Source organism: Paenibacillus caui (assembly GCF_019904135.1).
Classification (GTDB): Bacteria; Bacillota; Bacilli; order Paenibacillales; family Paenibacillaceae; genus Fontibacillus; species Fontibacillus caui.
Genome location: NZ_JAIOGQ010000018.1, coordinates 1 through 11515 on the forward strand (window position 1 = coordinate 1; position 11515 = coordinate 11515).

General features: G+C 50.2%; 11 protein-coding genes and 2 pseudogenes. 4 read left to right on the top strand and 9 right to left on the bottom strand.

Annotated elements, in window-relative coordinates; translation table 11 throughout:
• Together K7397_RS12035 and K7397_RS12040 are read left to right on the top strand one after the other, a co-directional pair.
• Positions 1-98 (top strand): annotated as a pseudogene (locus K7397_RS12035) (RNA-guided endonuclease TnpB family protein); the annotation flags it as partial.
• 178 nt (positions 99-276) lie between these two features.
• The gene (locus K7397_RS12040) at positions 277-1074 is read left to right on the top strand and encodes a TrmB family transcriptional regulator (RefSeq protein ID WP_223068209.1); all 798 of its coding nucleotides are present in this window, start codon (positions 277-279) and stop codon (positions 1072-1074) included.
• A gap of 63 nt (positions 1075-1137) precedes the next feature.
• On the opposite strand, the gene K7397_RS12045 is transcribed toward K7397_RS12040, so the two are convergent.
• Complete coding sequence (locus K7397_RS12045; RefSeq protein ID WP_223068210.1) at positions 1138-1341, bottom strand: hypothetical protein; 204 nt, start codon at positions 1339-1341, stop codon at positions 1138-1140.
• Positions 1342-1437: 96 nt separating this feature from the next.
• Here K7397_RS12045 and K7397_RS12050 point away from each other — a divergent pair, with 96 nt between their 5' ends.
• Positions 1438-1908 carry a hypothetical protein gene (locus tag K7397_RS12050; protein WP_223068211.1) on the top strand — a complete coding sequence of 157 codons (471 nt, stop codon included), beginning with the start codon at positions 1438-1440 and terminating at the stop codon, positions 1906-1908.
• A gap of 143 nt (positions 1909-2051) precedes the next feature.
• Here the strand turns inward: K7397_RS12050 and K7397_RS12055 are convergent.
• Positions 2052-2240, bottom strand: a pseudogene (locus K7397_RS12055) (EamA family transporter); the annotation flags it as partial.
• A gap of 298 nt (positions 2241-2538) precedes the next feature.
• Here K7397_RS12055 and K7397_RS12060 point away from each other — a divergent pair.
• Entirely contained in the window at positions 2539-3810 is a 1272-nt protein-coding gene (locus K7397_RS12060; RefSeq protein WP_223068212.1) for an MFS transporter, read from the top strand.
• A gap of 178 nt (positions 3811-3988) precedes the next feature.
• Here K7397_RS12060 and K7397_RS12065 read toward each other — a convergent pair whose 3' ends face one another.
• The 7 genes from K7397_RS12065 to K7397_RS12095 all read right to left on the bottom strand — a co-directional run bounded on the left by K7397_RS12065 (position 3989) and on the right by K7397_RS12095 (position 11265).
• A complete protein-coding gene (locus K7397_RS12065) occupies positions 3989-4486 on the bottom strand; it encodes an LURP-one-related family protein (protein WP_223068213.1) in 498 nt (165 codons plus the stop codon).
• A gap of 79 nt (positions 4487-4565) precedes the next feature.
• Complete coding sequence (locus tag K7397_RS12070; protein WP_223068214.1) at positions 4566-5240, bottom strand: TetR/AcrR family transcriptional regulator; 675 nt, start codon at positions 5238-5240, stop codon at positions 4566-4568.
• A 54-nt stretch (positions 5241-5294) separates the two neighbouring features.
• On the bottom strand, positions 5295-6326 hold the full coding sequence (locus tag K7397_RS12075; protein ID WP_223068215.1) for an ABC transporter permease: 1032 nt from the start codon (positions 6324-6326) through the stop codon (positions 5295-5297).
• A complete protein-coding gene (locus K7397_RS12080; protein WP_337926717.1) occupies positions 6323-7057 on the bottom strand; it encodes an ABC transporter ATP-binding protein in 735 nt (244 codons plus the stop codon). The genes K7397_RS12075 and K7397_RS12080 overlap by 4 nt, the downstream gene beginning before the upstream one ends.
• 175 nt (positions 7058-7232) lie before the next feature.
• Positions 7233-7610: a PilZ domain-containing protein gene (locus tag K7397_RS12085; RefSeq protein WP_223068216.1), complete on the bottom strand. Its 378-nt coding sequence runs from the start codon at positions 7608-7610 to the stop codon at positions 7233-7235.
• Between the two features lie 99 nt (positions 7611-7709).
• On the bottom strand, positions 7710-9527 hold the full coding sequence (locus K7397_RS12090) for an ABC transporter ATP-binding protein (RefSeq protein WP_223068217.1): 1818 nt from the start codon (positions 9525-9527) through the stop codon (positions 7710-7712).
• Positions 9520-11265: an ABC transporter ATP-binding protein gene (locus tag K7397_RS12095; RefSeq protein WP_223068218.1), complete on the bottom strand. Its 1746-nt coding sequence runs from the start codon at positions 11263-11265 to the stop codon at positions 9520-9522. Before K7397_RS12095 ends, K7397_RS12090 begins: the two co-directional genes overlap by 8 nt.
• Positions 11266-11515: the final 250 nt, after the last annotated feature.

Here is an 11515-nt window from a genome sequence, read left to right on the forward strand (position 1 = left end):
ATAAGTGTAAATGCGGATTCGAAAAACATAGAGATTTAGTCGGTGCTATGAATATTCGATATGCACCTATGATTGATGGTAACAGTCAATCAGCCTAAGATGCTATATGCACTGTCTTAGGAGGGGCGATGAGATGCCCTCATCTTGAAGGCTGTTCAAAACAGAAATGGACTGCGAACGTTTAGTCATTCAAGAATCCCACCCGTCACACCGTAAGGTGTAGGGCTTGCGACTTTAGTCGTGGGAGTCTCAATACGATTCAGGAGTGATCCATCCATGAAAATACGCCCGACTGCCATTGAAGCGCTGACGAATATCGGCTTTTCCGAATACGAAGCGAAGGCCTACTTGGCTCTATTAATGCATCAGCCTGAAACGCCATACGAAATGGCCAAAAAATCCGGAATACCCACCTCCAAAATATACGAAGTCGTCCGGAAATTGGCGGAAAAAGGGTATATTCTCCCCGTTACCGACAACGAGGACGGGCGGCTGTATGCCGCGATGGAGACGGATGAGCTCGCATCCAAAGAAACGCAAAAGATCGTCCAAAGTTTAGAGACGGTGTCCAAAACGATTGCGGATGAAAAAGCGAAAAGCAATGAGCATTACATTTGGCCTCTGGCGACGAGCGAAGAAGCGCTGGCGAAGGCCGGACAAATGATCGAAACTGCCGAACGGGAACTATTAATCGCCATGTGGCGGGAGGAATCCATTTCCCTTCTTCCGCACATTAGACAAGCTTCCGCAAGAGGAGTCCGCATCGCTGTCATTCATTACGGAGAGCATCAGATCGAAGATATCGGACCTGTCTACCGACATCCGATCGAGAACACGATTTACGAGGAGAAAGGCGGACGGATCCTGAACATTGTAGCGGATCGGGAACAATCCTTGACGGCGACGTTCTGGACGAATGGGCAAGTCGAGGGCGGCTGGACTCGAAATAAAGCTTTCGTTACGGTAACGGAGGATTATATTCGCCATGACATCTATGTCCTCAAAATCGAGCAACGGCTGGAACCCAAAATAACCGATTGGTCCTCTTTGCGAAACGTGTTCACCGATTCTTAGCGGCTACGCCTGGTAACGATAAAAGGTTGCACACAAAAGAAAATGACCCCGGAAGGGTCATCATCATAGTTCTACGGGAAGTCCGCTTAGCTGGTCGTAGAAAGGTTTCGCATACCCGCTCACATCGGCAAAACCGGTTCCGTCCGCATAATGAACCGTCGCTCCGAAATGCCAACTTCCTTGCCGTTGCATCGAGCCGTCCCGATCAGACATGCTTTCCCATTCGCCTACCGTCAGTTTGCCACCGTCGCTGCTGAAAGCCGACACTTTCCTGCAGCCTTGTTCGAGCGCGCCAAGGACAATGTAGCTGAAGGATTCTTCGGATTTATAAGTCAGTAATAACTCTTCAGGAGGGATCAAATTTTGAGAAAAATACCCGTTGTTCCAGGGAAATCAATAGGCCTAGCAAAACTTGGGATGAACGAAAATGAGATCAATCAACTCATAAGAGACAGTGGTATTTGGTATAGAGTAGAGTATACTGATGGTTTGGCAAGCTTTATCGAGGTTCCGCCCGATGATACAGAGGGGTTCTTTTTTCATGAAATTGATCTATTCCGAACAAAAGTAAGAGAGTTAGTTTCCCAGTTGGATAGTATTTCACCGTATGATAAGAAACATCCAGCATTAGGCTCTACGTATGTTTTCCCTGAAATTGGACTTTCCCTTTGGAGATCCAGTAGAACAATCGAAGAGGATATTCATAAGGATTGGTTCAAAGAGCTCCCGCTTGATCTACAAGAAGATGAACTGAAATTTCTGTATTTTGAATCTGTAGGTGTTTTTAGAGTAGAGGATAAAAGATATACAAGCTATGACTTGTACACTTTTTAAAATCAAACTCAGCAGTAATAGTGCAATTTAGTGATCGTGCCTAATTAAATGGCCTTCGAGGAATAATGGTCAAGGCCTGATTTAGCGGATATTGAAAAAGCGAGGCTGCAAGCTGAAGACAGAACTCAACCGGGCATTAAATACTATTTGCTCTCGTTGATAACAAATAAAACACCACTAAGAATCAGGATGGAGCCGATCCAGAACGTTACACCTATGTCCTCTCCTAAAACAAGCCATCCGAGTAATGTCCCAACCACGGGCTGAAAGAAGAACAATAGCCCTCCGCTTGAGGCGTTAAGCAGCTGCAATCCGCGATTCCAAAGCTGAAAACGCCGATTGTCGCTAAACAAACCAAAAGTCCTAACCAAGTGTTTTTCATTTAAGTATCACTCCACTAAGGGTGGAAAAGTGCTACGGGTGCATCGTTCTCAAATAATGGAGCCCGGTACATGTTCATTCACCTCGAGTCCAATTGAATCTGTTTTCTAACAATGATAAGTATATTGAGAATTCAGAATAAATAAGTTGGTTAAAAATGGAACATAAACTGGTATAATATCCCTGAAAGGACAGCCATTAGGGTGTGAATGCTAGTGGCGGGTTTAAACGAGAAGGGGGATTTTTATATTGATCAAAAGAATCAGGCTTGCCTCATCAAGCCTATGGAACAACCTGAATTTCAGACAGTTATGGATCGGTCAAACAGTTTCTGTAATGGGGTCGCAAATTACGTTCATGGCCATCCCGCTTATCGCGGTCGTTATGCTTCAGGCGGATGCCGCGCAAATGGGTCTGCTGACAGCAGCCTCCACGGCTCCTTTTTTTATTATCGGTTTATTTGCCGGAGTCTGGGTTGACCGGGTAAATCGTCTTCCTATCCTCATTTACTCCAATCTGATCGCTGCGCTAATTTTAGCGCTCATCCCTGTTTTGAACGGGCTTCAGCTGCTGAATATGTGGCTGCTTTGTCTGATCGCTTTTTTGACGGCCTCATGCTCGATGATTTTTCAGTTTGCTTACCAGTCTTTCCTGCCGACTATCGTGAGCAAAGAAGCATTGACGGAAGGAAACAGCAAGCTGGAGGCTACCCGTGCTACGACTCAATTTGTCGGGCCCAGCGCAGCCGGATCGCTGATTCAGGTTTTAAGCGCTCCGGTAGCCATTTTAGTAGATGTCCTTACATACATTGTATCCATCTTTTTCTTTAGGAGAATCAAGGCTAACGAAGTCAAACCGTCATTGCCCAGAAAAGGCATGCTGAAACAAATTACAGGCGGTTTTGCGCATATTTTTACCAGCCCTTTTCTGCGGACCATTTCGCTCACTACCGCCATCCTCAATTTTTCCCGCTGTGCATTCGATGCGGTCTATATGCTTTTTCTGGTGCAAAATCTTTCCGTAAATCCGGCCCAGATCGGTTTGATCTATGGTGTCGGGAGTGTCGGCTCCATTGCGGGAGCCTTGCTTTCAAATCGGCTGGCCCAAAAAATAGGCATAGGCTCTGCGATTATCGGTGCTGCCGTCATGATTGGAGCAGGTCTGATGATGGTTTCTTTTGCGGCGGGTAATTTCTATTTGATTCTGCCTTTGCTGTTTTTGGCTCAAATGTGTTCTTCCTTGGGCAATTCCGTTTATTTTATCACCCAGGTCAGTATAAGACAGGCCGTGACGCCCAATGAGATTATGGGGCGGGTGAATGCCACGCAGCTTTTTATCAGCCGCGGCGCAATTCCGCTGGGAGCATTGCTGGGGGGGATCGCGGGATCGTGGCTCGGGCTTCGCTGGACGATCTTCTTGGCAGGCTGTCTGTCTCTTTGTTCCGTTGCCCTATTGATGCTGTCTCCTGTCCGTACCGTTAACCGCTCGGCGGAGCTGATCGCACAGCAAGAAAGTGCGTGACACCAAAGGGCGCTCAAACCCGAAAATCTCCTTGAAGCGCAGGCAGTGCCCTGTGCTTTTTCATGACTTCCCGCATATAATGGAACCCCCTTGGCGGATTTCGTCACAAATCAAAAAATCCGCTCCGCGCGGATTCTTGATTTTTTATCGTTTTCGTTTCCCGTTCGTTGAACATCGATCAGGTTGCGCTGTTTGCCGCTGCTTGGTGCCTTTTCTGAATTTGGTGCATTCCCATGATCACCGTCACAAGCTCGTAAGTATTCAAATCAGCACATTGATTGTTCAGAAGAAAAGCACCTGAAGAAAACCAACCATTTACTTGTTTGAAACTGGCCACAATACCGGATTCATCGGATATCTCATATTCCCTTGAAAACGCCGGGGATGTTATTTCGTAACTCCCTCGTCCTTGGGTTTCATATGTGAATTTCTTGGTGAAAAATGCAACTCTGCTTCGGAGTACGCCGAGCGGTCTTCCATCGCCACCGGTAACCTCCCATTTGCCTGAGAAGAACGGAAAATGCCCTTTGCACAGCAGCTGGCCATTCTGCCCATACACATCGATCGCCGAGCTAAAAGCGCTCTTCAAATCTAGATGGCCGACATTTTCTCCCTGTTCATTCAGAATCTCCGTAACACCGGTACTAAAAAAATTATCCCGAAAATACAGATTCAATAACCTCGCCTCCTTCTGGAATACTGCGATGCAGAGGATCATGGTTTACAATTATTCCCAATCATTCTTCAACTATTGTTCAGTCATTGCCTTTCCCAAGGCCATGCAAAATGAGCTTAATCGCTTGCTCCGTTTCGGCTTCCTCATCCCAGGGATCGTCCGGGAACAGAAGAAACTTTTCGGCAAATAAACCTATAATGGTAGATGCCATGAAACGCACGGCCATTTCAGGCGAAATATCTTTAAGCTGTCCCTGCTGTTGATAATAAACGATAACCTTGCGGATTCGGGCGGCAATTGGAGCTCCGACCCGCTGAATGAAGGCTTTCTTCAGTTCGGGCTGAAACGGAATTTCCTGGATGAGAATCTTGATGACTTTCATATGTTTGCGCGCAAAGGCGATACGGTTGGCAATAACGGCCCTCAGAAAATCCTCGAATGTATCGTAAACCGGATCAAGCACTTCTTTGAGATTATTGATGATAAACGGAGCTACCAGTCTGCCCATAAGCGGCGATACAATCGAAAGAAGCAGGTCCTTTTTTGTCTTGTAATGCCGGAAAATGGTTCCTTCCGCTACGCCCGCACGCTGGGCAATCTCGCTTGTCGATGCGGACGCATAGCCTTTTTCGGCAAAAATTTCAACGGCGGATTGGATAATTTTCAGCTGCTTGGCCGTCATTTTGCGATCCTCATCCAACAGGGACAGCTCCTGCAGCCATTGTTCAATCTCCTGATCCTGCTGACGAGTCATGGCCTTTCCCCTTTCTGGTATTCATCACCCTTTCAATCATTTTAACATACCCGCCTAGATTTTGCGGTGTTTCCGAAGCGCGAGGATGTTCAGCACCGTAAACAGCAGACAGAATCCAAGCAGAACATATACGCTCTGCGCTATGGCGCTCCAGCCTTGTCCCCTGATCATTACGTCGCTAAGTCCCTGCGCACCGTAGTACATAGGCATAACTACCCGGCAGGCGGCCAGCCAGTCAGGCAGCGTATCCAGATTGAACAATCCGGAGAGAAACAGCTGCGGGACGATAATGAGCGGTATAAACTGAATCATTTGCAATTCATTGTTGGCGTAAGCGGAAAGCAGCGTCCCCAGCGTGAGGGCGGTTAATGACAGCAGCAGCGTAAGCAGCAGCACATAGCCGAAGGAACCTGCCATCACGATCCCAAGCACTTTGATGCTGTACCAGGTAATGAGCAGGGCTTGGGCGATGGTGAACAGCCCGAACCCGCCTACGTAGCCGAGCACAATTTCCGAACGTCTGACGGGGGAGGCGAGCAGCCGCTCCAGCGTTCCGGTCGTCCGTTCCCTCAGGAAAGCGACGCCTGCGATCAGGAATACGAAGAAGAAAATAAAAAATCCGATTAAAACGGGTCCGAGATGATCAATGGTGCTCATGTCTCCGGAGCCATGCAAATAGGTGATTTCGGGCTTCGCCGCATCGGCTCCCGGATTTTGACCGGAAAGGGCGCTCTGCATCAGCTCCATGACCGAACGATTGGCGGTGGGGTCGCTTCCTTCAAGCCTTATGGCAGGCGCCTTATGATTCCCGGCGGAGACAACCGCATCGATTTCCTGTCCTTGCAGCGCTTTTTCAGCCTGATCCGAGCTGTCGTAAACGATGACCTTGGCGTCTTGCTTCTCCAGCATGGCGGCTAGAGCTGTAGAATTGCCGGTGATCCCGATCCGGGGAACGTAATCTTTGCCGTTAAAGACCAGATTCATGAGGGTCAGCACCAGAAGCGGAGCAATGAACATAAGCGCAACCGTCCGTTTGTCCCGCCGGAACTGCCGCAAAATGCGGAGCATAATGGCCCAGGTTCTCATTTGGCTTCACCTCCAAATTGAATAAAGGCTTCTTCGATCGTGGCAGCGCCGGTCGTCCGCAGAAGCCCGGCCGGAGTACCCTCAGCAATGATATGTCCGCTGCGAATCATGGCCAGGCGGTCGCATTTCTCCACTTCATCCATGACATGGGTCGTCAGCACAACGGTGGTACCCCGTTCATTCAGCGCCTTAAGCTCTGCCCAGATCGACTGGCGCAGCAGCGGGTCAATCCCGACGGTAGGCTCATCAAGCAGCAGAATCGGCGGTTCATGCAGCAGGGCGATCGCCAGCGACAGGCGCCGCTTCATTCCGCCCGAGTACTGCTGAACTCTTTTGCCCAGGTGCTCTTCCAGATTCACAAGCTGCGCCGTTTCCAGAATCCGCTGCGTTCTTCGTTTGCCGCTCAAGCCGTACAGGGCGGCGAAGAACTCCATGTTTTCCCGGGCGGTCAGCTCATTGTACAAGGCGTCGGCCTGAGCCATATAGCCAATTTCCTTAAGCATGGACAGTTTGGGCAGCCGTGTGCCGAGGAGCTTCACCTCCCCGGAGGAAGGGGCGTCGATCCCGGCGAGCATCTTCACCAGAGTCGTTTTTCCGGAGCCGGACGGTCCAAGCAGCCCGAAGGTTTCAGCCGGCATAATCTCCAGATTGATATCGCTGAGAATAGTTTTGCCCGCGAACGACCGGCTGACCTGGCTGGCCGATAGAACGGGGGAAGCGGAGGTTTGCACAAAAATCACATCCTTATTTTTAGAAAATGAGTGATTACTCACTTCAATTATGAGTTCATTGTAAGCCCTGGGGCGGGAAAAGTAAATAGCCGAATTTTCTTCTAACAACAAGACGAAAAAAACCGGCGTAAATACGCCGGTCAAAATCCAGTCTCCATCATGTCTAAAAAGTCTATTACATCACTTTTATTTTTCGCTCGGCTGCGAGGGTACGCAGCTCCACATTGACTTTCTCTTTCTCCTCAGCACTCATCTGCAATTGAACTCCATAATACTGGTACGGGCTTTCCAGTTCCCGCTGCCACCGGATTCGGCCGGGAAATACAAACGGCTCGTCATTCAACTGCATATGCACCAAACATTCTATGGAATGGTCGGCAGCATGCAAATCTAGCTGACTACGGATTTTACAGCCATTCTTACTGATGTCAAGCAGTTCCACCTGGGCCAGCCTGCCTGTTACCGGCATCCGGTCGATGGCAGTAATTTCGATCCGGCAATCAAGCGGCGCTTCCATCGAGTAACGAAACGGTTCTTTTCTGCGTGTAACCATCAAGCAATCCTCCGACAAAGGTCATTTGATCCAATTATAACCATTCAGCCCTGGAGAGGGAACATGATCTAGCAAATTTCGGGGATTAAACAGGTTTGTTCAGCATTCTGCCCTGGCGTGATTGTACAGTTGCTCGTAATATCCGTGCATCTTTAGCAGCTCTTGGTGCGTTCCTTCCTCGACAGCCCGGCCGTTCTTCATGACCAGGATGCGGTCGGCGTGCATAACGGTCGATAAACGGTGAGCAATGACAAGCGTTGTTCGTCCCCTCGAGACAGTCTGCAGCGCGTTCTGGACAAGCTGTTCCGTCTGTGAGTCCAGATTCGCGGTGGCTTCATCCAGGATCAAAATTTTAGGCTTGAACACCATGATTCTTGCAAAAGAAATCAGCTGGCGTTCACCGGCGGAAAGGCCGCTCCCTCTTTCGTACAATGGCGTATCGTAGCCTTTAGGCATTCGCATGATCATGTCATGGGCGCCGACGAAGCGGCAGGCATCGACCACTTTTTCCCGGGAAATATCGCTTTGGAACAGGCGTACATTGTCCAAAACACTGCCGGAGAACAGATACGGCTCCTGCTGGATCAGACCGACGAGACGATGCAGCTGATGCTGCGGAATGTCACGGATATCGGTCCCGTCAATTTCTATACTGCCATTGTTCACATCGTAAAACCGGTTAAGCAGGCTGATGAGCGTACTTTTTCCGGCTCCGGTTGTTCCGACGATCCCGACCATTTCGCCTGAAGCCAGATGCAGATCAAGATGCGGAATAACTGGCTTGCTTAACGAATAGCCAAAGGAGATGTCATTAAAGTCGACTTTCCCCTGAACCGTGTCCAGTTGAAGGTTCCTTCTGCTGGCCTGTTCAGGTTCTTTGACAGCCGGCTTGGTGCTGAATATTTTCCAGATCCGGTCCATCGACACGATGGTTGACTGAAAAGTATTCCACTGCATTGTAATCTGGTTGATCGGTTGAAAGAACTGTCGGATATAGCTTGTGAAGGCGTAAAGCACGCCCACTTCAATCTGATTGTGAAACACGGCCATCCCGCCAAGCCAGACGACAAGCACCAGCGCGACGTTGCCAAGTATATCGAAAGTCCGGTTGAAGAGAACGTTGGCGCGAACTTCCCGCATCATGCCCTGCCAATAGCTTTGGTTATTCTCGTTAAAGCGGCGGGTTTGCTCTTCCTCCTGCCGGAACGCCTGAATCAGTCCCATTCCGGACAGATTTTCGGCGACAAAGCCGATGAGCCGCGACAGACGGCTCCGTGTTACCTGATAAGCCTCGCGCAAATAGCGTCGGAACAGAAACGCGACAAGTCCGATGACGGGCAGCGCGATCAGGCAGTACCAAGCGAGGGCAGGGTCAAGCCGGAACATGAATACGATAATCAGAATGAGCGTCATTCCGTCGCGAATCAGGCTCAGCAGCACCTGCGTGAAAAATTGGCTGATAGTCTCCGTATCACTGGAAACATTCGTCACGAGGCTGCCGCGATGAACCTTGTCGAAATACGACATCGAGAGCTTTGAAATGTGCTCGAACAAATCGTTCCGGATACGCGCCACAATGCTTTGTCCTGCATATTGCAGCAAATTGTTTTGCAGATAAGTGAAAATAAAGCTGACGATGGATATGCCGAGATAAACGCCGGCAATGATGGCGATAAACCCAAAGTCGGTCTTTCCTCCTGCCAGGTGATCGTCAATAGCGATCTTAACCAGATAGGGCTGAAGCAAATCGGCCGAGATGCCCAGAAGCGCGCAGAAAAAGATGCCGATAAATGTGAGACGGTGCGGTTTGGCATAAGCAAACACGGCCTTGAACGCCTCGTAGGACCTGTTTTTTTCCTGTGTCTGCGCCTTCGCTGCTTGCTCTGCCTGCATGGCGGAGGATGCGGAATTAGGCATGCTGTAATCCCTCCTGTTGAATCCGATATAGCGAAGCGTACATGCCTTCCGGATGCTGCATCAATTGTTCATGGGTGCCGCGCTGCACAATACGCCCTTCATCCAGAACGATAATCTCATTCGCATGCTGGACGCTGCTGATTCGGTGGGCAATGATCAGCGTTGTTTTTCCCCTGCGGTCTTTGACCAGATTTCCTAGTATGCCTGATTCCGTTAAGGCGTCCACCGCGCTCATGCTGTCGTCAAGAATGAGAAATTCCGGCTTCTTCATCAGCCCTCTTGCCAAACTGGCCCGCTGTCTTTGCCCGCCGGACAAGGTTACGCCCCGTTCGCCCAGCTTGGTTTCAAACCCTTCCGGAAATGAATTGACGCTTTCGAGCAGCAAAGCTTGCTCCGCCGCAAAGCGAATTTGCCCCATGTCCGCCGAGCGGTCGCTGAACGAAATGTTGTCGGCGATATCGGTGCTGAACAGGAAGCCGTCCTGCGGCACGTAACCGATCTTTCTCCGGAGCGTTTCCAGCGTAAGCTTGGTGATGTCCTGGCCGCCTATCGTAATCGTGCCTTCAGGCGGTTCGTAAATACGCAGCAGCAGCTTGGCGAGAGTGGTTTTGCCGCTTCCGGTCCGGCCGATCAGTCCGACCGTATGGCCTTCGGGGATGCTGAAGCTGATATCGTCGAGCGCTTTGTCGGTTGATCCGGGATAGGAAAAGGAGAGGTGATCGAAAACAATGCTGCCGGCGGAACGCAGCGGAACGGCGGATTTGCGGTCCCGCACGCTGGGAACCTCCGCGAGGAGCCGGTTGACGCGATCCAGCGAAGCGCCTGACCGTTGCATCATGTTGATGACATTTCCGATTTGCTGCAGCGGTCCCGTCAGCATGCGGAGATAGAAGGTAAGGGCGACGAAGCTGCCGAGGGTCATTCGATGCTGAAGGGTCATATAGCCGCCCACGATCAGGGACACTGCCAGCGACAGAGCGCCCAGAAAGGGAAGCAGCGCTTGAAACAGGGAAGAGAGCCGCACCAGATGCAGCTGGGCGCCTCGTACGTTCTCTACCGTACTGCCGAACCGCTGCCGGGCTGTTTCCTCAATGGCGAACGTCTTGGTGACCCGGATGCCGCCGATTTGTTCGTCGGCGGATTCCGTCATCGAGGCGAGGTTTTCCTGCACGGCCATGGATCTCGCGCGAATGCGGGGACCAAAATACGTGACGAGGAACGGGATCAAGGCAAGCGGACAGATGCTGACCAGCATCAGGGATGCGGGAATGCCGGTAATCAGCATCATGACGATGCAGGAGATAACCATAAAGACGGCGTTAGTTGTTTGGGTCATCCCGAAAGAAATAGCTTCCCGAACGGACGTAACATCGTTCATAACATAGCTGAGCAGCTTGCCTGTGCCCTGCTTGGAGAAATAGTCCTCGCTGAGGCGGGAGAATTGGGCGAAAATTTTGCCCCGCGTCAGAAATTCAAATCTTCGGCCCAGACGCATAATCGTGAATTGCCCGAGCCCGAACAGCACGCCGTAGGAGACTGCAATGGTCAGCAGCATAAGGCTGTAACGGATGATACCCTGTTGCCCGAGCGAGCCTTCCTTAAGGCCGTCCGTCACTTTTCCCAGAACCTGCGGAAGCAGGGCCTGAACACCGTTAGAGGCGATGATCAGGATTACAGCGGTCAAATAGAGGGGCCAATTTTTCTTCAAATAAGCAGTGAGCAGTTCAAAACTCTTCAAGATTGCCGGTCCTCCTTCTTGCTTGTTCACGGTGATGCACGTTTTTTTCTAAAGCCACTATATAAAATATAACATATTTAAAAAATTCCGTGTTTCTGGATTCGGATCTATCTGTGAGCGTACCTGGCGATTTCTGTTTTTAGGCCTTTGTTCGCAGGGAATCTTAGACCTTGAGCCTGTTGAACATCTATTTTAGAAGTGATAGGTTACTGTAAGAGGCTTACAATTTTTCCTCTTCCTATGGGAAGCC